The following is a 25,588-nucleotide window of genomic DNA, read 5'->3' as shown; positions in this document are numbered from 1 at the left end:
TCAGCGTTTGTTTGATCGTGCTGATCTTGGAGGCTTATTCAGGCTCCGTCAGGTAAGTGTGTAGAAGATGAGTCCGATGACTGCCGAGATTGTCGTTTTAAATGTGGCGTAGGGCCGCCGGTAGTCTGTGTGGAGAACTTTCCACGTTTTGATATGGGCGATGACTCGTTCGATGGTGGCGCGTGTGTGGTTGAGGCTCTTGTTGAATGTTTTTTGCCAGTCGAGAAGTTCCCGGCCGGGTGGTTTTTTGAACGGGGTGAGCATGCCGCGCCCGATGTATCCTTTATCGCCGATCGGGGGGTATGTGGCGAGGTGGTCGAGGGCGCCGGATTGGTCGAGGCAATATAGGTCGTGTCGGGAGCCTGGGGTCGGGTCGGAGATCCACGACAGCTGCCCTTCCAGGGTGGCTGCGACCTGGACGACGACGCCGGTGGTGCGATGCTTGCCCGACCACAGACCCGGCACCGCGGCCCATGACCAGCAGGGCAGCAAGGTTCCATCGATGATGTACTGCCGATCGGCACGAAGCTCCTCTGCCGTCGGAACGACACTCCGCAGCGCCTGTGCCAGCAACGGTGTCACCCCCGTGATCGCTCGACTAACCGTCGACTGCGACACCCCATAGGTTTCCGCCAACTCCCACTGCACACGATTCCCGCGCAGATACGCCAACGTGATCACCACCGACCAGAACAACCCCAGAACCGGCGGCCAAGACAAACGTGCCTCCGTCGCGTCCCGCTGATCCTGCTCATACACTATAGCGACAAGATCCTGAATTTCATCACGCCGGAAACCAGTGGTATAGTACATACTGCGGCAGCCCGTTCATCTCGGATTGATTCGGCAAACCAATATTCGCGATGGACGGGCTGTCGCCCAACCCGACACGCCGGGCTAGATCGTTATTTCACGGGGCCTGAATAAGCCTCTTGATATCTTCCTTGGGCGCGAACCGATTCAGCCGGAAGCGGCGGAGCGGGTTGAGGCGTTGTATTGCCGTGTTTCTGGTTCGACGGGTCAGGAGTCGTCGTTGGCGAACCAGGAATCGGTGTTGCGGGAGACGTCCAGGGGGACAGTATTCCGAGTGTATCGTGATCGCGCGTCCGGTTTGCGAGAAAATCGGAAGGGGTTGACTCGGCTACTTGATGACGCCGCTGCTGGGCGGTTCACGGTAGTTCGCGTAGTGTGGCGTGACCGACTGGCTCGGTTTGGTGTCGCCTATGAGGCTTATTCAGGGCCGCCTGGCGGGCTACCTCGCTGCGGTCCCGACCTGGAGAAACACCGCACTTCATGATCACCCTGAATAAGCCTCTATATTGAGCGGTATCTGGCGCAGGTCGGAGTTGCAGTTGAGACTGTTCATGCTCATGCGGACAAGTCGCTGCTTGAAGAGCTGATGGATGACTTCATGGCGTTACTTGCGTCCTTTTCTGGTCGGTTCTATCAGTTGCGGTCAAAGACGAATCAGAAACGACTGCTTGATGCCGCGCAGGCACGCCTGCAGGAGCAGGGACCTCCGACGTGACGGGTTGGCAGAAATCCAATGTATTGACGTCTTCAACGACATCTCGAGCTTCACGAGCAGTGTGTGAAGTGTCTGGTGCTGTCGTGTCGCGAGATGACTTGACGGAGCGGGTGCGTTGGCTGCTCGACATTGTGGAGGGCGCCGAACGCGATCTGCTCTCCGAGTTGTGGGTTCCGGAAACTTTTGACCGTATACATTCCGGTGTGGATGAGGGCGGCCGTCGATTGCCTGCGGCTGCAGCGGTAGTGGGGCAGCGTTGCGGATGGCGACCTCAGTTTCCGCAGGATATGTACGTTCCATCTCGTGTGATGCGGATCGTGACGGCACAGGTGATATCAACGTTGCGAACCTTGGCTTCTCGGGATGCCGCCATTGCAGCAGAGGTGTCTGGTGGTGCGTCAGACGGCACTGCGGGCCTCGGGGGTGCGTTCGCGAGGAATGTGCATAGGCAGATCGCTCGGTGGGTGCGCTTGCATCCCGGGGTCGATCCGGCAGGCTTGCGGATCACGACGCTCCAACCCGTTCCATCTGTCGCTCGCCGGGTCCGTCTCGGAGCCGTTGACGCCCAGCTGGCGACGCTTGTTACCAGTACGGCCACCGAGCTGACACTGCGGATCAAACTTCCTGTACGTCAACATCCAGATTCTCGGACCGATTGGCGTTGGGTTCAACTCGATATCCCGATTCCTCAACATTTACATCATCGGTCAATCACCGGATGGCATCTCCCCGAGGTGACCCTTGATCGGCGCGGGGCACTATTCCGTTTCGCTTTCGCTGAAACAGTGCCTCGGCCACCGACCGTTGCGGACGCAGCGTCTGCAGTCGGGGTTGATTGGTCACCTAAGGATATGGTCGTTGCGGCGACTGTAGTTCGTGACACTCAGAGCAACGCCATGTACAGCGATTTTCGCGGGCGCCGTTTCGATGACCATGGACTCTCCGTCAAGTTAGCTCGACTTCAGCGACAAGGACAGTTCCTCCGCCGTAAAATCGCTCGTCTTGAACAGCTTATTCCTCAAGCCTCGATACCCACGCGACAGCGCCTTGAGGGGAAGATGTCTGCGCTGCAGGCAGAAATGCTCTCCTGTGGGCAGAAACGGGCACGCATCAATCGAGATTTAGCTTATCTGGCCGCGCAGTATGTCACGGTAATCGCCCGAGCCTCCGGTGCATCGATCATTGCACTGGAAGATCTTGCCACTCTAGAGGCCCGAGGGTTGGGTAAAGATGTCAACAACACAGTAGCTCAATCAGCGCGTCGCGTCGCCGCAAACGCGATCGAACACATCGCGACCCGCGATGGTCTCACTGTCGTGGATGTCCCACCCCGAGGAACATCGGCAAATTGCCCAACATGTGGAGGCTTATTCAGGCTCCGTCAGGTAAGTGTGTAGAAGATGAGTCCGATGACTGCCGAGATTGTCGTTTTAAATGTGGCGTAGGGCCGCCGGTAGTCTGTGTGGAGAACTTTCCACGTTTTGATATGGGCGATGACTCGTTCGATGGTGGCGCGTGTGTGGTTGAGGCTCTTGTTGAATGTTTTTTGCCAGTCGAGAAGTTCCCGGCCGGGTGGTTTTTTGAACGGGGTGAGCATGCCGCGCCCGATGTATCCTTTATCGCCGATCGGGGGGTATGTGGCGAGGTGGTCGAGGGCGCCGGATTGGTCGAGGCAATATAGGTCGTGTCGGGAGCCTGGGGTCGGGTCGGAGATCCACGACAGCTGCCCTTCCAGGGTGGCTGCGACCTGGACGACGACGCCGGTGGTGCGATGCTTGCCCGACCACAGACCCGGCACCGCGGCCCATGACCAGCAGGGCAGCAAGGTTCCATCGATGATGTACTGCCGATCGGCACAAAGCTCCTCTGCCGTCGGAACGACACTCCGCAGCGCCTGTGCCAGCAACGGTGTCACCCCCGTGATCGCTCGACTAACCGTCGACTGCGACACCCCATAGGTTTCCGCCAACTCCCACTGCACACGATTCCCGCGCAGATACGCCAACGTGATCACCACCGACCAGAACAACCCCAGAACCGGCGGCCAAGACAAACATGCCTCCGTCGCGTCCCGCTGATCCTGCTCATACACTATAGCGACAAGATCCTGAATTTCATCACGCCGGAAACCAGTGGTATAGTACATACTGCGGCAGCCCGTTCATCTCGGATTGATTCGGCAAACCAATATTCGCGATGGACGGGCTGTCGCCCAACCCGACACGCCGGGCTAGATCGTTATTTCACGGGGCCTGAATAAGCCTCGTGATAACCTCGTTAGTCGACCAGGGGGATACCACAGCGCAGCATGCGCCACGTGCATGTTTACGGTCAATCGAGATGACGTCGGCGCGGTGAACACTGCGAAACGCGCATTAGCTGCCGAGCGGGTTACGCGGCGCCGAGGATCTCAGCGTCAACGGGTAACCCGGCAACAACACAGGCCAGTCATCCGGTGCCGGGATAAAACAACTCCCACTCCCAAGCGACGGCGACACCGCAGAGTTCGCCGCACTACACCAGCCACAACGCCGACGATCACCCGCGCTGAAGCGTCGCCGCGGGGCACGGACCAGAAGAAGCAAGTCACCCTGACCTGCCGAAACACCCGTGTGACTACCGATCACTCACACCGACAGACATCCACTCGGGTGTCCATAAGTGTCAGAGATCCGTAGACGCTACGACGTCGCCACCGGCGGCTCCTTCTACACCCACCCGCCCGAGTGGGTCCTGAGAAAGATCGTCACCAACCCGAACATGATGATCTTCGGCAAGCCCGGGCGGGGGAAGTCGTCGACGGTGTGTGCGTTCTGCCTGCGGATGATGCCGTTCGGCTTCAAAACGTTGATTTCCGGTGACCGGAAGGGCGAGTACACGCCGGTGCTGCGCGCACTCGGGATCGAACCGATCGCGCTCGGCCCCGGGTCACCGCGCCGCCTCAACGCCCTGGACCTCGGACCGCTACGTACGTACTGGCCGGCCTGGAGCACCGAGCGGCAACGCCGCGAACTCGACGTGATCCTCGGCCGCTGGAACCGGCTGCTGCTGTCGCTGGCCGCGGCCCAGGGCCACGTCCCGTCGGTGACCGACGAGTACGTCCTGCACGCGGTCCTGCGCCGCCTGCTCGGCGCCGATGACACCACCGACCAGCTCCGCCCGGTCACGATCCCGCAGGTCACCGGCCTGCTCGCCGACCCCGACACCGAGCTGTGGACCGGGACCCGGTTCGCTGACCGCACCGAGTTCACCACCGCGACCCGGGCGCTGACCGATGCCCTGTCGAACCTGGTCACCGGGCCGCTGGCCGGGCTATTCGACGCCGAGACGAACTTCGACCTCGACTGGGACTCCCCCATCCAGTCCATGGACCTGTCCCGCCTCGACCCGCTCGGGGACAAAGCGATGAACGTCGCCGCCCGCGCGGGTGCTGAACCCGGTCGCGGCCACCGATGCCTTCCTCGACCGCCTCATCGCGCTGTCCGGATGGGCGACCATGCCGCCCGGGACAGCGGCGCAGGCGGTGCAGCGCTCGGCGTTCCCCGACCGCTACGCCCCCCCAAGAGACCCCGGCCGCAGCCCTGGTCGACCAACTCTGGGTGGGTGCGGACAACCCGGTACCGCTACCAGGCGGCACCGACAGTTCCCGCGCCACGACCGCGCAGCTCGCTTCCACGGTCTACGTGTGCCCGGACTCCGGCGGCGCCGGACTCCCACCGGGCGGCGCTGGTGTCGTCGATGCGACGACGCTCCCGGACGGGTTCACCCCACCCGCCGATCCGGTCGCGCGGGCGGCGGTCGGCTACGCTCTGGCCCAACTCGGGAAACCGTACGTGTGGGGAGGGACAGGCCCGGACGGGTTCGACTGCTCCGGACTCATGCTCGCGAGCTGGGCCGCCGCCGGAGTCGCCCTCCCTGCGGGCACGGTCAGCCAGAAACACGCCGGGACTTCGGTGCGCATCGCCGACATCGCACCCGGAGACCTCGTGTTCATCCCCGGCTCACTCGGCAGCACGGGCAATCCTCGGCACAACGGCATGTATGTCGGCCACGGCCTGGTCGTCAACGCCTACGACACCACCCGAGGCGTCGTCCTGCAGCCACTCGCCGAGTGGGCCGAGCAGGTCACCCACATCCGCCGCGTCCACACACCGACGCCCGCTCCTGCGGGCCCACCGGCGCCTGCGGCTACTGCGGCAGGAGCGACGCCATGAGCGCGATCGCACTCGCGGCCACGCTGGGCCTCACCACAGGTGAGGCCGCCGCCGCGACCACGCTGATGAGCACGACGGCCACGGCCGTCACGGCGGCCCCACCCGAGCACCGTAACCACGACCAGGACGAAGACCCACCGCCGCAGGACGGCAGGCCACGGATGCCATCGATTCGTGTGACAGCGCCGCGGACGAGAGCACCGGCGGCGAGGCGGTCGCGGCGCCGGTGCGGGCGGCGTAGGCCCGGTGGAGCGGCACGATCCTGGGATAGGTGGTGCGGGCGGTGTCGATGGGCACCGGCTCGGCTACGGTCTGCACAGAAGAAAGGACTGCGGCGCCCCAGACTCGCAAAGTTGTGGGCGCCGCAGCCTCCGAGCACGTTTCCGCGCAAGGGAGCACTGTAGTCATGTCCCACCGAAGCGTCGAGCACCCCCTCGACCTCGACCTCGACCTCGACCTCGACCTCGACCTCGACCTCGACCTCGACCAGCTGTACACGCTGCCGGTGGTGGTTGCCCCGTTTGTGTCGGCTGGCCTGGCCGTCTTCGTCCTGACCGGTGGTGCCCGATGAGCGCGGCGGCGATGATCCGTCCGTCCGGGACCGGCTACAGCGGCGGCTACGCCGGCGCGGAACGGCCCGGTGAGGGTGATGTGTTGCGGGAGGGGCGTCGGTTCCCGTACACGACGGTCGGGGACTGGGTGGCGCTGTCCGGGGTGTCACCGCGGGCGATTCATGCCTATGTGCTGCTGCGGTCGTTTGTGAACACTCAGCGCGGGGATGAGCGGGCCTGGCCGGGGCAGCGGTTGCTCGCCCGCGGGCTCGGGGTGTCCAAGGCCCACACGGTGGGTGCGGCGATCGGCGAGCTCGTCAAGATCGGCGCGGTCGATGTCGAGACCGTCGCGACCGCGACCGGGCGCCGCAACATCTACACCGTCCACGAGGCCCCACCGCCCGGCTACACCGGCCTGGGCAGCACCCAGGAACTCGCCGCGCTCGTCGCCGCCGAAGACGCCGAAGCCACCGCGAAGGCCCTCGCCGCACGCCCCGCCGGCCCCCCGCCACCGGCACCCAAGCCCGGCCGCGCCTGCCCCGCCACGAACCGCGCCGCGGCCCGGCCGCAGCGCCGCACCACCGACGCCGTAAGCCACGGCACGACCCGATCCGGTCAAGAACCAGCAGGTCGCAGGGGGTATGCCGCAAAAACGGCAGATCCCCCAAATGGGGGACCCCCAGAGTCGTTAGCATTGGGGGGATATGCCGATTTTGCGGCATACCCATCTGCCGAAAAACCGGCACAGAACGACCTGAAGTTGAACGACCCGAAGGGGGGGAGGGCGCGAGCGCGCACGAACCGTCCGGCCACCGAGGTCGCTGAGCCCGTCCACGCCCCCCACCCCCAGAGCCCTCGACCAGAGCCACACCCCGCACCCGCTCCGGCCGCGCCCCCGGCGCAGCCCTCGATCGCGGCCCCGGCGGCCGGCGGCGACGAGGCATCGCTGGTGAGTGAGCTGGGCGCAGTGACTACGGCGCTGGCCCAGGTCGCCGCGCAGCTGGCCACCGCCCTAGCCGCGCACCCGACCGCCGCTCCGCTCCCGGCCCCGGCCCCGGTCGCGGCCCCGGCGGTCGCCGCGCTGCCCGCGATCGCTACCGCTCCCGACCCGGCCCGGCCCGACACCTGGAAATGCGCACGCCACCTCGCCGCCCCGGACCCTCAGGATCGGCCCTGTGGCTGCTGCGGAGCCGTCCGCAAACACCACGAGGCCCTCCGGGACCTTCAGGTCACCGAAGCCGCTCAGAAGCGCTCTGAGGCCGCGCAACGAGCCCGCGGCGAACGTGACGCCTGCCCCGACTGCGACGACTACGGCCACGTCCTCGATCCCGACACCGGTCAGGTCTATGACCACCCGCTGCGCTGCGAGCACACCGGACCCGCCACCGAGCGGATCGCCCGACACCGCCAGCACCTGCTCGCCCTCGCCGCCCAGACCGCCCAGGCCGAGGGCACTGTCCCGGGAGAGGCAGCCCGCGCCCAGATCCGCGCCCACCTCACCGCCCAGGCCACCCGCCGCACCGAGACTCACCACCACCACCCAGGCCGGGCGCTGCCGCCCACCCCGAAAGCATGGAGATGACCAGCACAAACCAGTCCTGAACTCGACGCCGGCCAGCGGGCGGTGCCCGGTGCACCGAAGACGGCGCCGTACCGAAAACGGTGCTGCCGCGCCGCTTCCGGTCCTCACCCGCCCCGGGGGCGGGCTGCGGTCCGGGTCGACTTGCCCACGGTCGGCGGCGGGCGACGCCGCAGCCCCCGGGACCTGCTCACACACCAACGTCACCTGTCGCGCACAGTGCACACATGAACACACCACGCAACGACCCGCCCTGCACGACGCCCTCACCCACGACCAGCCTGCCCGTCCTCGGGCCGCAGCTCAGATGCCCACGAAAACCGGTACGTCGGCCGCCACGTCATCCACGGCCCGGCCGGACCCCGGGCCGTGGCTCACCCTGGTGGTCCTCGGCCTGGTCATCGTCGCCGCCATGCTCACCATCACCGTGACCTGGAACTGACCTGGACCTGAGGTCTCCGCTACGTCGGGACCGGTCCGGGCGCCGCTGGTGCTGGTTATGCGGGCGTGCCGCTGCCCGGCAGCGGACGCACACTCGCCAGACCGGAACGAAAACGCACCGGTCGTTCCCCGGGCGCGGTGACACGCTCGGACGGAGGAAGGACACCGCGGGTGAGCAGGTTGCGCTTGGCCTTGGTCGCGGTCCGGTTCCCGCCGATCAGCCGGTCCACCTCGGACAGCGACAGATCCTCACCGCGTTCCCACGCCTGGGCCAGCAGCGCCTCGGCCTGGCCCAGCTTCGTCGACCTCGACTCGGGCTCCACCGTTCCCGGCGGCTCCTCGCCGTCGGGCTTGTCAGCAGCCTCGATCACCGGGAACACCAGCGTCGCTGCACTGGCAGCGTCGGTCTCGGTCTCATGACCACTCGGAGTGGTGTCCGTGCCGGCCGACCCGGCTGGCGCGACCACATCGACGCCCGCGCCGTCTGCTTCTGCGGCGGTGATGGGGGGTGCGGGTACCGCGGGCTGCTCACGCTGCCCGGTGGCCTCGCTGGTGGCTTCCGCGGAGGAGGTCGAGGTGACGGTGAGGTGGCGGTACTGGAGCTGGTAGGTGCCGTCGCGGTAGACCAGCCGAGCAGCGCCGTCGGTGTCGATCACGGTGACCGCGTCCCGGACCGCGGCATGCTGGGCCCGATCCAGCTTCGCTGCGACCCGGGCTGCAAGCCGCGCCGCCCGGCGCTCCGCCCGCGACCGCGGCGCCCCCGCCAGCGTGAGCTGGTGGGCGACGATCCCCGCGACCGACACGACCGCCATCACCGCACCGGTCTCCCAGCCGCCCCCGGCCTTGGTCACCCCGTGCAGCAAGTTCATCCCCGCCGCACCCGCCGAGAACACGACGACCCCGGAGGCTTATTCAGGGTGATCATGAAGTGCGGTGTTTCTCCAGGTCGGGACCGCAGCGAGGTAGCCCGCCAGGCGGCCCTGAATAAGCCTCCCGGCCTGCAAACCCAGCACCGGACGGTCCGGGTAACGGCGCCGGGCGGTGACCACCGCCATCGCGAACGCCCACATCCCCAGCTCCGTGATCCCCGCCAACAGAAAACCGCCAGCACCGAAAATCGTGGTGCCGTACGCGGCCATCGCCGGAGCAGCCAATGCGAACGACAACACCGCAATCGGGTAAATCAGCAACTCGATCACATGCGCGTCCACCCATCCCGACACGCGAGCGCGTGCCGCGCGACGGGATTCCACACGGGCCCGACGCTGATCGGTTTTCAGCTGAATTGACGCGGCCCGTGCATTGTGCCGACGCTCGGTCCGAGCGTCATCAGCGGTGATCTGCCGCTGCACCGCAGCATCCGCCGCCTCCGCCGCCAGCTGCGCGTCCAGCACGCGGGACTCGCGACGATCCTGGGCGTGCTGGGCCCACCGATCCGTAGCACTGGCAGGGAAATCTCGAACAGTCATCACAGGCCCTCATCCTCGACACGGCGTGCTGCTTCAACCCACGATACCCGCGCCTTTCTCCTGACTCGCGCCGACCTCTCTAAAACGCCGTCATCCACCCGACGTCGAGCCACCACGCGGCCACACCTCCCCCGGCTGATTCCCCCTCTCAAAAAAAGATCATCGATCACGGTCTGTGCGACGAGACAGATAGCGCCGAATCGAGCTACTGCCGTGCAAACCAATGAGGCTTATTCAGGGCCGCCTGGCGGGCTACCTCGCTGCGGTCCCGACCTGGAGAAACACCGCACTTCATGATCACCCTGAATAAGTCTCAATGCATGCGAATGAAGCGACAGCCGCCGCCCGCAGACGGCCGCAACGTTCGAGCTCCGATCTTGCGCAGCGGGAAATAAGAGTATGACGCGCAACTAAACGTGCGGCCCCGGACAGCTCGGAGCTCGGGGAGCTCGGTGGAGCTCGGAGCTCGGGGAGCTCGGTGGAGCTCGGAGCTCGCTACGTCACGCTCTGTGTTTGTCCAGTGAGTAGACAAACTACTGGACAAAGACTGGACAAGCGACTGGACTTCGGCGTCCTACGCGTGCGCGTGCACGCGCACGCGCACGCGTAGGACGCACACTAGCACGCCCGGCCCGTTGTCCAGCTGGACAAGTGGACAATCACCCACCGTAAGGATTCCTTGCCGTGACGCCTGTACTCCCCGAGCTGTCAGCCGACAGGCTGTAGCTGATCGCACTGCGCCTGGTCAGGTCCAGCGGTACATGATCACGCGGGCGTCGGGCACCCGCCGCCCGTCTCCCGGCCGCCCCGACCGGGGCGCTCGCACCCGCCGCGCCCCGTCGGACAGCAAAGCTCGGCCCGCGACCCACCAACAAGATCCTCAACGACTTCATGAGGCTTATTCAGGCCCCGTGAAATAACGATCTAGCCCGGCGTGTCGGGTTGGGTGACAGCCCGTCCATCGCGAATATTGGTTTGCCGAATCAATCCGAGATGAACGGGCTGCCGCAGTATGTACTATACCACTGGTTTCCGGCGTGATGAAATTCAGGATCTTGTCGCTATAGTGTATGAGCAGGATCAGCGGGACGCGACGGAGGCACGTTTGTCTTGGCCGCCGGTTCTGGGGTTGTTCTGGTCGGTGGTGATCACGTTGGCGTATCTGCGCGGGAATCGTGTGCAGTGGGAGTTGGCGGAAACCTATGGGGTGTCGCAGTCGACGGTTAGTCGAGCGATCACGGGGGTGACACCGTTGCTGGCACAGGCGCTGCGGAGTGTCGTTCCGACGGCAGAGGAGCTTCGTGCCGATCGGCAGTACATCATCGATGGAACCTTGCTGCCCTGCTGGTCATGGGCCGCGGTGCCGGGTCTGTGGTCGGGCAAGCATCGCACCACCGGCGTCGTCGTCCAGGTCGCAGCCACCCTGGAAGGGCAGCTGTCGTGGATCTCCGACCCGACCCCAGGCTCCCGACACGACCTATATTGCCTCGACCAATCCGGCGCCCTCGACCACCTCGCCACATACCCCCCGATCGGCGATAAAGGATACATCGGGCGCGGCATGCTCACCCCGTTCAAAAAACCACCCGGCCGGGAACTTCTCGACTGGCAAAAAACATTCAACAAGAGCCTCAACCACACACGCGCCACCATCGAACGAGTCATCGCCCATATCAAAACGTGGAAAGTTCTCCACACAGACTACCGGCGGCCCTACGCCACATTTAAAACGACAATCTCGGCAGTCATCGGACTCATCTTCTACACACTTACCTGACGGAGCCTGAATAAGCCTCAATGGTTCCGTAACCGTCCCGCGGCTCCTGGATGTTCCCCGGCGTAGTATCGCCGTCCCGGCTGTCGGCTGTCGTACAGGTAGATGCGCTCAGGTCGAGGCGATCGCAGTGAATGTTATCCACGGCATTATTTCCTGGTAGGAGACCCAGTAATCGCCCCCGAATTGTTCCAGTCCGGTGGGGGACACGGGTGTAGTCCTCCAGTGCACCTCTCGGAATCCTTCTGAATGGAGACAGTCGTTGAGCACGTCTCGGCGGGGTGCATGCAACCGGAGCGTCACCAGAGGATCGCAGTGAGCGGTGAAGTCTAGTTCCACGACGTCGGACGATTCCTTCACGATCGTGTACTCGATTTTGTATGTGCGGAGTTCCGGCCGGGTCAGTGGTGCGTTGGCGTCGGTGAGGAGTGCAACGATCCGGGTGCCATCGCGACAGTTCGCGTGGATAGACCTGAGCATGGAACGCACTGTCGCCCGGTCTGGGGCGTAGTTGAAAAGATATACCGCGAGGACGACATCGTAGGTGCCGAGCAGCGGCAGCGCGGCTGCGTCATGGACGTGATAGGAGATCGGCGCCGTGGATGTGCTCTCCCGCCGGCGCGCTTCGGCGATCATCTTGGCGGAGCTGTCGGCACCGACCACTGTCGCGGCGCCGAGTTCCCGGCATATCCGCGAGTAGTGCCCGGTGCCGCACCCAACATCCAGCACTGCGAGCCCTGTGAGGTCCCCGAGAAGCGACCGTACGGTCGGAATCTCCGCGTAACGCGCGGCGGGGAGATCTTTCACAGCGTCATACGCCGCGCCGATCACATCGTACTGGCTGTCTGATGCCATGAACGACCCTTCACGGTGAACGGTCTTCCTGGATGCCTCGACCCGAGGCGCTGTAGTTTCCCCACCGTCTGGCCTGCATGACCCCATCCGGTGAGTCTGCTCACACTGTGGAGTGATACTCCTAAGTCGATGCCGGTGTCAACAGAAAGCCCGGTCACCAGCGGGAGGCGAGGCCGGTCACGACGCGGGCCCAGCGCCGCGCCGCGGCGGGCACGTCGGGGTCGGTGCTGTGGCGGGTGGCGGTGCAGGCGCGATGGCTGGCGAGGATCTCCCCGATACGTTGCGGGTCACGATCGTGCTGCAGCTCCTGGACGGGGTCACGATCTCGGTGGTCTCGGTGGTTCCGGCCGTGGGTCTGGTGCCGGTGCACGGCGCCGCTGACGCCCCTGTCGCTGGTGTCCCTGTCGACGGGTTCGGTGCGGGTGCGGGGGTGGCCGGGTGGGTGGTGGATCCAGTCGAGGCTGCCGGGGTCGAGGTGGTGCTGAGCGCGGGTGACGGCGACGTAGGCGAGGCGGGCGTAGTCGGGGTCGATCTCCACGATCTTCTCCCCGGTAGCGGTCGGGTCGGGTCGGGTCGGGGGTGTGGGGAAGTCGTCGGCGATCCGCACGACCGGCCATTCACGGCCCTTGGCTTTGTGCGCGGTGGAGACCACGACCTCGGCGTCGTTCTCAGCGGAGAGTTCGTCGAGGGTGGCGAGGACGGCGGGGACATCGCACCGGTCGATGATGTCGACCAGGGGTTTCAAATCCTGCCCGGCGGGGTCGTGGTCGGCGTAGTCACGGACACGGTCCCAGCTGGTGAACAGCTGCAGCTCGTGGTGCTGGGTCGGCCGTCCGGCCTGCAGGTCGCGTGCGGCCAGAGCGAGAGAGCGCAGCGGGCCACCGCCGCCGCAGAGCGCGACCCGTCGGCCTGCGGCGAGCAGTGCCATGATCTCGCCCATGGCGCCGCCGTTGGTGCGACACAGCACCGCATCCGGCACACCCCCACCCCCGCCGTGCTCGTCGAGGGGGCCGGTGGTGCTGGCGAGGTCGGGGTTCCCGGTCAGGCGCAGGGTCTGTCCGGTGTAGGGGAGCCAGTGGTTGGCTTCCTCGGCGATCGCAGATCCGAAGCGGAACGACCGCGACAGGGTCAACCCGACACCGTCGAAGTCGGTCATGACGTCCCGGGCGCCGCGCCAGCCGTAGATGGCCTGGGCGGAGTCACCGACCATCACCAGCTGCGCATGATCGCGCTGGTCGCAGAAGATCTTCTCCAGGGCGGGGTTGGTGTCCTGAGCCTCGTCGAGGAGCAGGAACTCGCAGTCCAGACTCGGTTCGGTCAACGCCCACATCTTGAAGTAGTGGTCGTGACCGAACGGGAACCCGCCAGCGCTGCCGGGGTCGCCGGGGTGTTGGAGGTCGTTCCAGATCCGGCGGGCGTAGTCCACGACGATCCCGGCGAAGATCCGGTGGGATCGGCGGTCGGGCATCCCGGGCAGGTGGGGGACGTGGCGGCGGGTGATGGTGTCATCGGCGGAGTGGCAGAAGTTCAGGACGGTCTTCTGCGCGGCGGCGCACTGCCCGGCCGGTGTCACCCGCCGCTCACCGAACAGCAGCGGGGCGTCGATCCCGAGACGGGGAGCAAGTTCGATGCTGGGGATCCGGGGCGCGGCCAGGCGAGCCTGATAACGATGGCCGATCGCGGCGTAGGCGAGAGAATGGGAGGTCACCGCCTGCACCGACGGCGGGAACGACCGCCCGGCCTCGGTGGCGATGGACTTGTTGAACGCCAGATACAGGCCCCGCCCGGTGGTGGTCGCGGCGAGCGCACGCAAGGTGGAGGTCTTCCCCGCACCGGCACCGGCCTGAATGGTCAGGTCGTAGCCGGCGGTGAACGCCTCGACCGCGGCCTGCTGCTCGACGGTCAACCTCTTCTTCCCCGCCGCCCGGGCCGGTCGCGGTGCCGCGTCGCGTTGCTGGGGCACCGATGGCGAGCTGGCCGTGGTCGGTGCGGTGGTGTCGCGCCCGAGGGTCTTGTCGGCGATCTGTGCCCGCTGCTGCGGTGACGGGGGCCGCCCGACGGTGATCCCGGCGTCGGTGAGGATCCCCAGGTCCAGCTTCCAGGTCCGGGTCGAGCGCTGCTCCCAGACCCGGGCAGCGTCGGCGATGTGGGCGAGGGCCTGCTCACGGGTCCAGGTGTTCACCGTGCACAGATGAGCCAGGGCTTCGTCGTCGCGGCCCTGAACGGTCGCGTAGCCGAAGTGGGTCACCAGGTGACAGTCCGAACACAGACACACCAGCCGCCGCAACGTCTGCACTCCGGACGCTTCGTCGTAGGTCCAGCGTTCGTGGACCTCGAGCCAACGGCCGATGTCAGGGTGGCGGTCCTCGCCGCGCCCGCAGGCCTCGCAGCGGTACCCGGTCCGCCCCAGCACCGGACGACGCAGCCGTTCCCAGTCACCCGGCGCGACACACGAACGGACATTGGTGAACCAGCACGACGCCGGGACCAGATCCACGAACAGGCCGTCCCCGACCGTGCGGTCCTCACCCGGCAACACCTCAGGAACATCCGGGCGAGCCGCCCACCGGGCCAACGCCGCTGTCGGTGGGGCCGGGTCGAACCACCGCCGCGCCCGGGCATCCCAGCGCGCCCCGGCCGCTTTCGCCTCGTCCTTCTCAACGAACGGCACATCCAACCAGCACCGCCCCGCGCTGCGCCGTCGCTCGCTGCGCGGTTGCTCGCCGTGTTGCCGGCTGTCGCGGCGCGGCTCATCCTGTCGGGTCACGACCACCTCTCCGCCGATCCCGGGCACTGTTGAACGTGTCGACGATCCGTCACCAGGATCGCATAAATCGGGCACTCCCGGATTCTGCTCCGGCGCCGCTCAGGGGAACAGGCCGTCACGGATCCGGATCTCGGTGCGGTTCGCCCCAGGACACGCTCATCGCATCCCCACCGACCGTGGCGAGTAGCTGGGTCGCCTGTTCGAGGCCGAACTGGTCGGGCAGCGCTGCGACCGCGGCGCGGACCCCGGACCACAACGCCGCGATCCCGGCCTGCCGGCCCGGGTTGACATCGGCGGCGATGACCTCGACCCGCACAACGAGGACATCCCCACCCGGATCGGCCGAGCCGAGCGTCCGATCGGTGGTCCGATCGTGATCGGAGCCAGCGGAGCTATCAGTTCTCGCGGCGGTTGAAGGTTCTGACGAAGGAGCTGGAGGTGCCGGTGATCGTTGTCGCAGCTGAACCGTGACCCGAAGCAGTGTGTGAACAAGCGGTCATTGCTGTCGGATTTGCGGGAGTCCACCGCGATCGCGATCGAGCAGGACGCCGATATAGTGATCTTGAGGCTTATTCAGGCCCCGTGAAATAACGATCTAGCCCGGCGTGTCGGGTTGGGTGACAGCCCGTCCATCGCGAATATTGGTTTGCCGAATCAATCCGAGATGAACGGGCTGCCGCAGTATGTACTATACCACTGGTTTCCGGCGTGATGAAATTCAGGATCTTGTCGCTATAGTGTATGAGCAGGATCAGCGGGACGCGACGGAGGCACGTTTGTCTTGGCCGCCGGTTCTGGGGTTGTTCTGGTCGGTGGTGATCACGTTGGCGTATCTGCGCGGGAATCGTGTGCAGTGGGAGTTGGCGGAAACCTATGGGGTGTCGCAGTCGACGGTTAGTCGAGCGATCACGGGGGTGACACCGTTGCTGGCACAGGCGCTGCGGAGTGTCGTTCCGACGGCAGAGGAGCTTCGTGCCGATCGGCAGTACATCATCGATGGAACCTTGCTGCCCTGCTGGTCATGGGCCGCGGTGCCGGGTCTGTGGTCGGGCAAGCATCGCACCACCGGCGTCGTCGTCCAGGTCGCAGCCACCCTGGAAGGGCAGCTGTCGTGGATCTCCGACCCGACCCCAGGCTCCCGACACGACCTATATTGCCTCGACCAATCCGGCGCCCTCGACCACCTCGCCACATACCCCCCGATCGGCGATAAAGGATACATCGGGCGCGGCATGCTCACCCCGTTCAAAAAACCACCCGGCCGGGAACTTCTCGACTGGCAAAAAACATTCAACAAGAGCCTCAACCACACACGCGCCACCATCGAACGAGTCATCGCCCATATCAAAACGTGGAAAGTTCTCCACACAGACTACCGGCGGCCCTACGCCACATTTAAAACGACAATCTCGGCAGTCATCGGACTCATCTTCTACACACTTACCTGACGGAGCCTGAATAAGCCTCCTTGTTGCATCAACCGGACGCCTATGACTCGGAGGATACTCGTGCAGGTGAAGCAGATTTGATCCTGGTGAAGCATCGCGGGAGTCCCACGGCGACGGTGACGGTGTGCAGTCAGCTGCATTACTGCAGATTCGCGGGCCTGGCGTCGTGAGCGCTGTTGAGAATGGTGTCAGCCGCACCGTCAGGGTGGTCATCAGTACTGCGTTGTCGCGGGGTCGTGATCTACGGTATGTCGTTGTCGATGTCGCCACCGGGGATGTTATCGATGACGCGCAGGGGTATGGCTATAAGTCCGTGCACGATGCGTATCGTGCGCACGGCTGCAAGTCTGTGCCGCCGAAGAGAGATAATCGACGGGATGTTGTGAAGCGGGTAGTTAAGGCTTGGTGTGCTGCGCATCCGGAGTTCATGGCTGATGTCGAGAGGATGGCGTCCTGCACGGTGAAGGACGGAGAACCGCTTACGCAAGTCGGTGTGGAGCGGTTGCTGGCCGAGCATGGTCTGGAATTGCCGTTCTCGGTCGGGGTTTTGATGCGGCACTGGTGAGGGCGGCTGTTTTCCCGGAGTAAGGGGAGGGGCGGGGGTCAGCTCGGTGCTGCCGCGCCGCTTCCGGTCCTCGCCGCCTGGGGGCGGCTGTGGTCCGGGTCGGCTTGCCCCCGACTCGTCGGTGCGGCTGCTGTGCGGTGCCGGTCGGTGTGGCTGTTCGGCTCGTCCTCGCCTGCGGCTCGGTCTTGCCGCCGTGCTGGGATTGTTCGGCCCGTTCGGTCTCCTGGTCGTTGCGCGCCCAGTCGTCCGCCGGACCGAATCCCACCACACCCATGCATCATCTGATGATCTTTGGCCCGGGTCGGGTAGGCTGCGACTCGTGTTGCGGGTGACGGCGGTCGGTGCGGGTGCGGTGGAGTACCTCGTGCGCGGGTCGGGTTGCGCTGCGCATCAGTCTGTTCGGTCGGCTGGGGAGGGTGTGGACGCGCCCGGTTACTACGAGAAGGCGGTGGCTGCGGGGGAGCCGTCGGGGTACTGGTTTGGCACGGGGATGGCCGGTCTGGGGTTGTCGTTCGTCTCGGGTGAGGTTGCTGCGGCGGATGATGTTCGGGCGGTGTTTGGGCAGTTGCGTCGGCCGGAGTCGTCGGTGAAGGCGCCGGTGTTCATCGGGTCGCGTCCTCGGAATTATCTGTCTGCGGCCGAGCGTGTTGAGCGTGCGCTTGCGCGGGAGAAGGGTGTTCTGTCGGCGGAGCGGGTGGAGGAGATTCGGCGGTCGGCGGAGTCGGATGGTCGTCGTAGCGTGGCGTATTACGACTGGACGTTCAGTGCGCCGAAGTCGGTGAGTGTGTATTACGCGGCGTTGCTTGCGGCGGGTGCGGTGGAGGACGCGGAGCGGGTCCGTGGCGCGCATGCGAAGGCTGTTGAGGCGGCGGTGTCGTTTGCGGATGCGCGGGTGGCGGTGACGCGGACGGGGCGTCATTCGGGTCCGCGGTCGGCTGCGGGTATGGGGACGTTCGAGCAGGGGACGGGGACGGTGTGGTCGGTGTGGGGGCATTCGACGAATCGTGAGGATGAGCCGCAGTTGCACACGCACGCAGCTCTGTTGAACCGCACCGCGACCAGCTCGGGGAAGGTCGGCGCTCTGGATGGGGCGTCGTTTGCGGGTATTAAGCAGGCCGTGGACGCGGTGTATCAGCAGACCCTGGAGCAGCTGGTCACCGAGGCGACTGGTGTCGGGTGGCGGGATCGGCCGGATGGTCTGGTGCGGGAGATCGCGGGGATCGACGAGTCGTTGTTGGCGGCGGCCTCGACGCGGCGCGGGCAGGTCGTGGACCGGATTGCGGCGTTGACGGGGCAGTACCGGTCCCAGGCGGGGTCGGTGCCGGGGTCGGCGGCGTTGCGGAGGATCGCGCAGGCGGCGGTGCTGGACACGCGGGCTCCGAAGTCGGCGGATGCGGGGCCGGTCGCGTTGGAACGGTGGGCGCGGTCGCGGGTGTCGGAGTTGGCCGGGGCGTTGTCGGGGATCGCCGACGCCGCCGTCGGTGTGACCGAGCCTGGTGAGCGGTTGACCCGGGATGTGTTGTTGGCGGGTGCGGTGGATCGGGTGTCGGCGCGGTATGCGGTGTGGACGTTCGGGACGTTGGTGTGGGCAGTCAAGGCCGGGGTCAGGGACCGGTGGGCTGATCTCGGGCTAGAGGATGCGAGCGCGGCTGAGCGTGGTGCGGCGCTGGAGGCGCTGGCGCGGGAGGCGGTGCGGCGTGCGGATGTGGTGCAGGTGTCGATGACCGAGCCTGCGCCGATCCCGGATGCGTTGCGCCGTGAGCGGGGCGCGCGGGTGAACGCTGACGGGTCGGCCGTGGTCGGGGACGGCGGGTATGTGCTGCGCGGTGCGCACCGTGAGCGTTACACCTCCGCAGCACACCTGAGTCGTGAGGAGGCGGTGGTCGCGCGGGTGTCCTCGGCGCTGGATGTCGGCCTGGCGGCGGAGCGGACCGCAGAGGTGCGGGCGGAACTCGCCGGGCACGGCCTGTCCCCGGATCAGGTCCACGCCGCTCTGACGGTGCTGACCTCCCGGGTCGCGGGCGACGTTGTCGTCGGCCCCGCGGGGGCGGGGAAGTCCCGGACGATGTCCGCGCTGGCCGAGGTCTGGACCCGGGAGGTCGGGGGGCGGGTGATCGGGTTGACGACGTCGCAGATCGCGGCGAACAACCTCGCCGATACTCATATCGAGGCGGTCAACACGGCGGTGTTCGCGGGCCGGTTCACCTCGGGCGTGGACGGGCAGGTGAGGGACCGGCTCTCGGCGAGTGATCTGGTGATCGTCGATGAGGCCGGGATGACCTCCACCCACGATCTGCACCTGATCACCGAGCTCGCCGCCGGGGCGGGGGCGAAGGTCGTACTGACCGGGGACCCGGAGCAGCTCGGGGCGATCGGCGCGGGTGGCCTGTTCTCCCACCTTGTGGACACGGCGTCGTCGGTGACCGAGTTACAGGTTGTGCATCGGTTCGAGCAGGAGTGGGAGAAGGCGGCGTCGTTGCAGGTCCGTGCCGGGGATACGGCTGCGGTGGCGGAGTATCTGGCTCGGGGCCGGTTGCACGCTGGGTCGGTGGAGGAGATGGAGGCGGGTGCGTCGCGGGCGTGGCTGGCTGACACCGTCGCCGGGCAGCAGTCGCTGCTGATCGTCAGTGGGAATGAGCAGGCCGCGCAGCTCTCGGAACGCTTACGGGAGGAGTTGATCGGCCTCGGCCGGGTCCAGGCAGAGCCGGTCGGGCGGGTGCACGGTGTCGAACCTGCAGGTCAGCCGGTGTCGGTGGGGGATCGGGTGCAGGCCCGGCTCAACGACCGGTCGTTGCGGGTGGATCTCCCGGCTGGGTCCCGTGGGAGGAAGACCGGTGCGGTCACCAACCGGGAGATCTACACGATCATCGGCGCTGTCGGTGATGAAAACAATGATCACTTTCTGTTGGGGGAAGATCAGCACGGAGTGGTCGCGTACTTCCCGGCCGAGTACGCCGCCCGGCATCTACGATTGGCCTATGCGGGGACGGTGCATGCTGCGCAGTCGTCGACCGTGGACACGAGTCATTCGGTCATCGGTGAGGGCATGGGTCGGGAGTCGGTGTATCCGGCGATCACCCGGGGCCGGGTCGAGAATCATGTGTGGCTGGTCGCGGCCCGGTCGGCGGACGAGCACTCTCCGCAGGCCCTGGCCGAGACCGCCCGGTCCAGGTTCTCGGCGGTGGTCGAGTACAGCGGAGCGCAGGTCTCCGCGCTCGCCGCCCAAGCCGAAGGCCGTGAGCAGGCCCGGGCGTTGGTGACCTTGGCCGGGGACTGGTTCGACCTGGCCCGCATCCAGCACCGCGAACGGGCCGATGAACTCCTGGTCAGGGCGTTGGGGCCGGTCAACGCGTCGCGGGTCGCGGCCGAGGGCGGTCGCGGGTCGCTGCTGACCGTCCTCGCCGACGCGGAGCTGAGCGGTCACGATCCGGCCCGGTTGCTGGGCCAGGTCGCGGCCTCTCGGGAGCTCGACAGCGCCGAGAACGTGTCGGATGTGCTGCGCTGGCGCATCGCCGGAGCGGTCAGTACGCGGGTGCCGGAGGACCCGGTGGGTGCGGCCGGGCGGTTCGAGACGTGGACTGTTGCGGGTGACGGTGTTCATGATCGGCAGCGGAACGTGTTGGCCCCGTTGATCGTCGACCGCATCCACCAGCTCGGAGAGCAGGCCGCTGAGCGGCAGGCCGAGTGGGCGGTGGAGCACCTCGGACAGGTCCCCGACGACGCTGGTGAGCGTGCGGAGTGGGTGCGCCGCGCTGGTGTCGCGGCCGGGTACCGGGAGTACGCAGGGATCGACGCCACCGCGTTGAGTCTCGGTCCGGCCCCGGCCGCCGATGACGTCTACGCCCGCGCGTGGTGGACCCGCGCGGTCGAAGCCCTCGGCGCCGATGCTGCTCTGGTCGAGCATCGGCGTCTGTCGGATGCGGTGCTGGTGGAGAAAGTGCGGGTCTGGGAGCGGGTCCACGCCGGGGCACCGGTTTATGCGGCTGATCAGCTCTGGAAGGCGCACGAACGGCTGCATGACGCCCGGGTGACCGCACACCTCGCCGACGCGGCGCGGGACAACCCGCGAGGTGACCAGACCACTCGGGCGCTGGCCGGGGTCAGCGCGGCGACCGCGCACGTGCTGGTCGACATCGCCGCCGGGCAGGTCGAGACGTGGTCGGCAGCGCATGAGCGCCGTACCAGCTGGTATGGCGGGGTTCGTGATCTCGCCGAGGACGCTCGCCTCGCTGCGGACGAGCTGCACCGCCGCGGCCGCTCCCAGGACAGAGCGCCGGTGGTCCCGGTCGAGGAGCGGCCCCGCCCGCAGCGTGAGTACGCGATGCGGACCGGCACCGACCGCCTCCACACTGGGAGCAGTGCCTCGGCCGGGCAGACGGCCCAGCAGAGGGTGGACGCGGTCGGGGCGCGGGAACGTGCCCGGGCTGAGGAAGCGTCCCGCCGCTATCATCTCGACCAGCACGACGCGCACCACCTGGGACAGCGCGCCGAGCAGCGTCGTAGTCACGGCCTGGGATACCACTGATGCTCGACCCGTCGTTGCCGCCGCCGGAACAGCTGGCTGCGCTGGTCACAGCGCTGGACGCTCGGCTCGCCCGCCTCGAAACCATCGTCACCAGCGATAGCGACGGCGTCGGCGGGGCGGCTGCGGGGACTCCGGACGAGCTACGGCCGACGGCGTGGCCGGCGCTCGATATCGATGCCGCGGCGGCGGCGTGGGACGAGCTCGGGGCATGGGTCGCGACGGTGCTGACACCGATCCTGGAGCCGTCGGTGCGCCAGATCCCGCTCTGCTGGCCCGTCCACACTTGGGGTCGCGAGACCCTGTCGTGGCTGCATGCGGCGTATCGGCAGGCCTACGGTCCGCACGGTTCGGGTTTCCTTGCTGCGGAGTGGCATACCCGGTGGGTGGGACACGCCTTCACCGCGTTCGACGCCCCCGACACCGCCCGCGGCGGTGTCTGCGACCGGCCTGAGCACCGCACACCGGGCGGTGACCCGGGACGTCGGTTGCGGGTCGAGGAGTGGCGGCCGTGGTTCGACTGGGCCCGTGCCGCTGATCTGGAACGACGCCGGGCCGCCCCGGTGGCGGTCCAGGCAGAGTCGTCATCGTCGCCCGTTCCGGGGACAGCTGCCGGTTCGGCCGGGTGATCGTGGTCGGCGGGTCGGGGCTGGCTGGGGCGGGATGGGATAGGGATGCCGGGTGATGAGATCAACGTTGACACGGCAGCCAGGGACACAGGGTCTGGGGAAGCGGCGGGGATGGTCGGTGGTGGTGGCCGCATCCGCAGTGGTGCTGCTGGCTATGTCAGGGTGTAGCTCCGCTGGGCAGCCCCACGCAGAGCATTCTGCGGCCGTCTCGGCGACGCCGATGCCGACGACGACTCCGGTGCCGCCGCTGGACAAGGCGAAGTTGGTGACTGACTTCTACACCCAGGCGTTCGTCCACCGTGATGTTGCGGGTGCGTCGCAGACCTATGTGGCGGAGCACTACATCCAGCATAATCCGCAGGTCCCCAACGGGCGGGCGGCGTTCGTGGCTGCGATGGGCCCGTATGTCAAAGACAGCGGAGTGAGCTTCCGGATCGGCCGTGTGGTCGCCGAGGGGGACATCGTGGTGGTCCACGCCGAGTCGACGGAGAAGGACGGGAAACGGTCTGCGGTCGCGGACTTCTTCCGCGTCGAGGACGGGAAGATCGTCGAGCACTGGGACGTCATCCAGGCCATCCCCGCCGCCAGCGCCAACGGCAACCCGATGGTCCCCGCCGCCACGCCCTCGCAGGCCCCGGGGCACCCATAGGTGTGCCCGCGACCGGTGAGACCAACCGGGCTCGCCCCCCCCGGGTCACTCGGTGGGGCGCGCGGAGGTCATGTCACTGATCGCCAGCGTTCGTGCGCGGCCTGACGACTCACGCCGGTCACGGCACCGATCGTCGCCCACGACGCCCCGCTCTGACGGGCGGCCCGGACGGCGGCGGCCAGAGCCGTGTTCGCCGCCCGGGCCTCGTGCGCGGCAGCGTGCGCGCGCAGCACCACAGCACCGAGCTCCGCCAACGGATCAGGCACCGGTGGCGGCGCCATCTGCTCACCGGCCGCGCCCGAGGGGCGCTTCTGCCGCGGCGGGCGGCCCTGGCCGGTGCCTTCTTCACCCCCGTCGGGGCTGTCCAGGGGCGCAGGGACCCACTCGGCCACGTGTGTGCGCCACTGCGACGCCAGCTCCTCGCGGGACTGTTTGCGGTAGCGGCGCACGATGAGCGCCCCCTCGGCCCGAGGCGCGTCGTGCGGGGGCCCCGACCAGCCGCACGAGCACACCGCCCGCCGGGCCACCGCCGGAACGGTCTCCCCAGTCGGGTCGACCACGCCGTCGGCGTCGATCGACATCACCGACCCCACGTGCTCCGGTCCGCCGGGGTGCCCGCCCTCGATCCGCCACGGCCCGTGAACCTCAGTGTTGCGTGCCATCGAGGTCTCCTCGACTAGAGTTTCCTGTCAAGCTTGACTGACGCACTGAGTGTAGTGCCGTCAAGGAGGCGTGACAGCAGCTTCGTCAGGGAACGTTGGCGCCAATTGTCAGGCTACCTTGATGGTGAGCGTTGGCCCCCGTAGCCCAATGGCAGAGGCAGGCCTCTTAAAAGGGTCACCGGTGTCGGTTCGACTCCGACCGGGGGCACCGTGCGTGGTGCAGAATCTGTGCTGAACCGCTGTGGTTATCCGGCTGGCTGCGAGAGGACGCCGGTTCCGGGCGTCGCGGGGGGTCGGGTTCTTTCTGTAGTGTTCACTCGTGTTCGGGTTGCTCCGATTCCGGGGTGACCGTCACGGTGCGGTTTGGGATGTGAGGTCAGGGTTATGGCTCAGGTGACTCGGGTGGAGCTGCTGGATGATCTGGAGGGGGGTCCGGCGGATGAGACGGTGCGGTTCGGGGTGGACGGGAAGTCGTATGTGATCGATCTGAACTCGGAGAACGTGGAGTTGTTCCGGGCTGCGGTGGCGGATTTCGTGGCGGCGGCGCGGCGGGACACCGTCGGTGGGGTGCGGGCGGCGCGGCGGTCGGCGGCGGCGTCGTCGGATGAGGTCCGGGCCCGGAACCAGGCTATTCGGGGGTGGGCCCGGGAGAACGGGTACTCGATCTCGGATCGGGGGCGGATCCCGGTGGAGGTGACGCACGCCTACGAGCAGAGCCACTGAGTCCTGGCCGCTGAGATTCGTACGGGTGTGGTGAGGGAGCGCTCGATGGCTGTGCTGGCAGGTACCGACGACGGCGATGCCGTCCTGGACGTTCACGACATTTGTGATGATGTCGAGGATGTGGTTGATGGTGATGATCGTCGGGTCGGTTTCGGTGATGACGAGTACGACGTGTTCGTCGTGGGCGGGTGAGGCGGAGTGACTGAGCAGATGGCGGCGTTCCCAGAGTTCGCCCCGGCCTCTGCCCCGGCCTCTGCGTCGGTGGTGCGGTCGATTCAGGGTGAGCAGGCCGCCCGGTCGGCTGGGGTGCGGCCGCGGGCATCCGATGATGATGTCGACGCCTATGTCGATGGGGTGTCGGATGAGGTCCTGGCCTGTCGGGAACGGGGCCGGCATCTGTTCCCCACGATCCGGCAGGCGGGTATCCACTTCACCGGTGTGGATGAGACCGGGTTGCTGTTGCGCAGGTTGCGGTGTGGGTGTTGCCGGTTGGCGGTGAAGGTGGAGAAGTGGGAGGGCGCCCAGGTCGGGGGCCGGACCCGGTTCCGCCGGGTCGCCTCGAGTTTGGAGTACCGGGTCGGCGCTGACGGGGAGCAGTACCTGGCCCCGTCCGGGGCGGGGTTCATGACACCCCGGCAGGTCGGCGACGCGATCGCGTCGAAGGCATTGTCGGGGGCGACGCTCGCGGCACTGCAACGCGCCGCCGCCGAAGCCGGCGACGTGGACGAGGAGTGAGGACCCGCGCGGCCGGGCAGCCCGGCCCGGTCGGGTATCTGCGTGTGGTGGGTGGTCGGTAGTGGGTGTTCGCACGGTCCGGTTCTGCGACATCACCGGGGTCGAGTCCGACGACGTCGTTCACCACGAGTTGCAGATCGATCAGATGCGGATCGAGATCGACCTGGTCGACAGCGAGTACGAACGCCTCCTGGCCGCGTTACGGCCCTTCATGGACGCGGGCCGGGTCGAAGCCTCCATCCCTACCATCCCTACCGTTCCTGCTGTCTCCGCTTCTGCGTCCATCGCTTCTGCTCCCGTTCCCGCGGTTGCGGTCGGGCTGATTCTTCTGCTCGGAGTCTTGGCGTGACGGGGGAATCCGTGGCTGGCGACACGGCGCCGGAGGGTGAGACTCGGGAACTGCTGGCTGATGTGGCGGTGGTGATGGCGGGTCGCCGGCGGGTGTTGTCCCGGGAAGTGGTCTTGTCGTTACAGCAG

At 66.9% G+C, this 25,588-nt stretch carries 26 protein-coding genes, 1 tRNA gene and 1 pseudogene; 18 read left to right on the top strand and 10 right to left on the bottom strand.

All coding sequences use genetic code 11. From position 1 onward, the window contains the following. Positions 1–48: 48 nt before the first annotated feature. Complete coding sequence (locus KPL59_RS11420; protein WP_226359944.1) at positions 49–813, bottom strand: transposase; 765 nt, start codon at positions 811–813, stop codon at positions 49–51. Between the two features lie 178 nt (positions 814–991). Here KPL59_RS11420 and KPL59_RS37560 point away from each other — a divergent pair, with 178 nt between their 5' ends. Beyond that, the gene (locus KPL59_RS37560; protein WP_226360771.1) at positions 992–1,297 is read left to right on the top strand and encodes a recombinase family protein; all 306 of its coding nucleotides are present in this window, start codon (positions 992–994) and stop codon (positions 1,295–1,297) included. A gap of 341 nt (positions 1,298–1,638) precedes the next feature. Beyond that, a complete protein-coding gene (locus KPL59_RS11410; RefSeq protein ID WP_226360770.1) occupies positions 1,639–2,925 on the top strand; it encodes a hypothetical protein in 1,287 nt (428 codons plus the stop codon). Here the strand turns inward: KPL59_RS11410 and KPL59_RS11405 are convergent. Beyond that, entirely contained in the window at positions 2,910–3,674 is a 765-nt protein-coding gene (locus tag KPL59_RS11405) for a transposase (RefSeq protein ID WP_226360769.1), read from the bottom strand. The two genes, KPL59_RS11410 and KPL59_RS11405, sit on opposite strands and share 16 nt — an antisense overlap. Before the next feature lie 562 nt (positions 3,675–4,236). Then, complete coding sequence (locus KPL59_RS11400) at positions 4,237–4,407, bottom strand: hypothetical protein (protein WP_226360768.1); 171 nt, start codon at positions 4,405–4,407, stop codon at positions 4,237–4,239. A 720-nt stretch (positions 4,408–5,127) separates the two neighbouring features. Here KPL59_RS11400 and KPL59_RS36840 point away from each other — a divergent pair. From KPL59_RS36840 to KPL59_RS35610, 4 genes are all read left to right on the top strand, one after another. Continuing rightward, positions 5,128–5,742, top strand: coding sequence for a C40 family peptidase (locus KPL59_RS36840; RefSeq protein WP_226360767.1), 615 nt, complete (start codon positions 5,128–5,130; stop codon positions 5,740–5,742). Positions 5,743–6,148: 406 nt separating this feature from the next. Further along, positions 6,149–6,313: a hypothetical protein gene (locus KPL59_RS11390; RefSeq protein ID WP_226360766.1), complete on the top strand. Its 165-nt coding sequence runs from the start codon at positions 6,149–6,151 to the stop codon at positions 6,311–6,313. A gap of 11 nt (positions 6,314–6,324) precedes the next feature. Next, positions 6,325–7,875 carry a hypothetical protein gene (locus tag KPL59_RS11385; RefSeq protein ID WP_226360765.1) on the top strand — a complete coding sequence of 517 codons (1,551 nt, stop codon included), beginning with the start codon at positions 6,325–6,327 and terminating at the stop codon, positions 7,873–7,875. Positions 7,876–8,179: 304 nt separating this feature from the next. Next, positions 8,180–8,314 carry a hypothetical protein gene (locus KPL59_RS35610; RefSeq protein ID WP_255676958.1) on the top strand — a complete coding sequence of 45 codons (135 nt, stop codon included), beginning with the start codon at positions 8,180–8,182 and terminating at the stop codon, positions 8,312–8,314. A gap of 55 nt (positions 8,315–8,369) precedes the next feature. Here KPL59_RS35610 and KPL59_RS11380 read toward each other — a convergent pair whose 3' ends face one another. Both KPL59_RS11380 and KPL59_RS11375 read right to left on the bottom strand, forming a co-directional pair. Next, positions 8,370–9,182 carry a hypothetical protein gene (locus KPL59_RS11380; protein WP_226360764.1) on the bottom strand — a complete coding sequence of 271 codons (813 nt, stop codon included), beginning with the start codon at positions 9,180–9,182 and terminating at the stop codon, positions 8,370–8,372. A 39-nt stretch (positions 9,183–9,221) separates the two neighbouring features. Further along, on the bottom strand, positions 9,222–9,707 hold the full coding sequence (locus tag KPL59_RS11375; protein WP_226360763.1) for a hypothetical protein: 486 nt from the start codon (positions 9,705–9,707) through the stop codon (positions 9,222–9,224). Positions 9,708–10,794: 1,087 nt separating this feature from the next. Between KPL59_RS11375 and KPL59_RS11370 the strand changes: the two genes are divergently transcribed. Beyond that, positions 10,795–11,559 (top strand): transposase, encoded by a 765-nt coding sequence (locus KPL59_RS11370; protein WP_226359944.1) that lies wholly within the window; start codon positions 10,795–10,797, stop codon positions 11,557–11,559. Positions 11,560–11,667: 108 nt separating this feature from the next. On the opposite strand, the gene KPL59_RS11365 is transcribed toward KPL59_RS11370, so the two are convergent. The 4 genes and pseudogenes from KPL59_RS11365 to KPL59_RS11350 form a co-directional block, all read right to left on the bottom strand. After that, on the bottom strand, positions 11,668–12,411 hold the full coding sequence (locus KPL59_RS11365) for a class I SAM-dependent methyltransferase (RefSeq protein WP_226360762.1): 744 nt from the start codon (positions 12,409–12,411) through the stop codon (positions 11,668–11,670). 154 nt (positions 12,412–12,565) lie between these two features. Next, the gene (locus KPL59_RS11360) at positions 12,566–14,950 is read right to left on the bottom strand and encodes a UvrD-helicase domain-containing protein (protein WP_226360776.1); all 2,385 of its coding nucleotides are present in this window, start codon (positions 14,948–14,950) and stop codon (positions 12,566–12,568) included. A 36-nt stretch (positions 14,951–14,986) separates the two neighbouring features. Next, positions 14,987–15,178 (bottom strand): annotated as a pseudogene (locus KPL59_RS37555) (DUF5710 domain-containing protein); the annotation flags it as partial. A 115-nt stretch (positions 15,179–15,293) separates the two neighbouring features. Next, positions 15,294–15,494, bottom strand: a complete 201-nt coding sequence (locus KPL59_RS11350; RefSeq protein WP_226360761.1) for a hypothetical protein — start codon at positions 15,492–15,494, stop codon at positions 15,294–15,296. A gap of 135 nt (positions 15,495–15,629) precedes the next feature. Here KPL59_RS11350 and KPL59_RS11345 point away from each other — a divergent pair, with 135 nt between their 5' ends. The 6 genes from KPL59_RS11345 (at position 15,630) to KPL59_RS11305 (ending at position 22,991) form a co-directional block, all read left to right on the top strand. Further along, complete coding sequence (locus tag KPL59_RS11345; protein WP_374111618.1) at positions 15,630–15,764, top strand: DnaB-like helicase C-terminal domain-containing protein; 135 nt, start codon at positions 15,630–15,632, stop codon at positions 15,762–15,764. A 97-nt stretch (positions 15,765–15,861) separates the two neighbouring features. Further along, the gene (locus KPL59_RS11340; protein ID WP_226359944.1) at positions 15,862–16,626 is read left to right on the top strand and encodes a transposase; all 765 of its coding nucleotides are present in this window, start codon (positions 15,862–15,864) and stop codon (positions 16,624–16,626) included. Between the two features lie 124 nt (positions 16,627–16,750). Then, positions 16,751–17,191 (top strand): hypothetical protein, encoded by a 441-nt coding sequence (locus tag KPL59_RS11330; RefSeq protein ID WP_226360777.1) that lies wholly within the window; start codon positions 16,751–16,753, stop codon positions 17,189–17,191. 319 nt (positions 17,192–17,510) lie between these two features. Then, on the top strand, positions 17,511–21,716 hold the full coding sequence (mobF, locus tag KPL59_RS11315; RefSeq protein WP_308187867.1) for a MobF family relaxase: 4,206 nt from the start codon (positions 17,511–17,513) through the stop codon (positions 21,714–21,716). Continuing rightward, positions 21,716–22,342 (top strand): hypothetical protein, encoded by a 627-nt coding sequence (locus tag KPL59_RS11310; protein WP_226360759.1) that lies wholly within the window; start codon positions 21,716–21,718, stop codon positions 22,340–22,342. Before mobF ends, KPL59_RS11310 begins: the two co-directional genes overlap by 1 nt. A gap of 220 nt (positions 22,343–22,562) precedes the next feature. Next, positions 22,563–22,991, top strand: a complete 429-nt coding sequence (locus KPL59_RS11305; RefSeq protein WP_226360758.1) for a nuclear transport factor 2 family protein — start codon at positions 22,563–22,565, stop codon at positions 22,989–22,991. Between the two features lie 68 nt (positions 22,992–23,059). On the opposite strand, the gene KPL59_RS11300 is transcribed toward KPL59_RS11305, so the two are convergent. Further along, a complete protein-coding gene (locus KPL59_RS11300; protein ID WP_226360757.1) occupies positions 23,060–23,653 on the bottom strand; it encodes a hypothetical protein in 594 nt (197 codons plus the stop codon). Positions 23,654–23,787: 134 nt separating this feature from the next. On the opposite strand from KPL59_RS11300, the gene KPL59_RS11295 reads away from it, so the two are divergent. From KPL59_RS11295 to KPL59_RS11275, 5 genes are all read left to right on the top strand, one after another. Next, positions 23,788–23,861, top strand: a tRNA-Leu gene (locus KPL59_RS11295). A gap of 176 nt (positions 23,862–24,037) precedes the next feature. Further along, the gene (locus tag KPL59_RS11290) at positions 24,038–24,376 is read left to right on the top strand and encodes an Lsr2 family protein (RefSeq protein ID WP_226360756.1); all 339 of its coding nucleotides are present in this window, start codon (positions 24,038–24,040) and stop codon (positions 24,374–24,376) included. Positions 24,377–24,421: 45 nt separating this feature from the next. Continuing rightward, positions 24,422–24,568 carry a hypothetical protein gene (locus tag KPL59_RS11285; protein WP_226350831.1) on the top strand — a complete coding sequence of 49 codons (147 nt, stop codon included), beginning with the start codon at positions 24,422–24,424 and terminating at the stop codon, positions 24,566–24,568. A 6-nt stretch (positions 24,569–24,574) separates the two neighbouring features. Next, on the top strand, positions 24,575–25,111 hold the full coding sequence (locus KPL59_RS11280; RefSeq protein WP_226360755.1) for a hypothetical protein: 537 nt from the start codon (positions 24,575–24,577) through the stop codon (positions 25,109–25,111). Between the two features lie 61 nt (positions 25,112–25,172). Next, positions 25,173–25,460: a hypothetical protein gene (locus tag KPL59_RS11275; RefSeq protein ID WP_226360754.1), complete on the top strand. Its 288-nt coding sequence runs from the start codon at positions 25,173–25,175 to the stop codon at positions 25,458–25,460. Positions 25,461–25,588 lie beyond the last annotated feature (128 nt).

Source organism: Pseudonocardia sp. ICBG1142, assembly GCF_020496255.1.
In the GTDB taxonomy this organism is placed as follows: Bacteria; Actinomycetota; Actinomycetes; order Mycobacteriales; family Pseudonocardiaceae; genus Pseudonocardia.
Note: the sequence above shows the minus strand (reverse complement) of the source record. Positions and strands in the feature narration are given on the sequence as shown.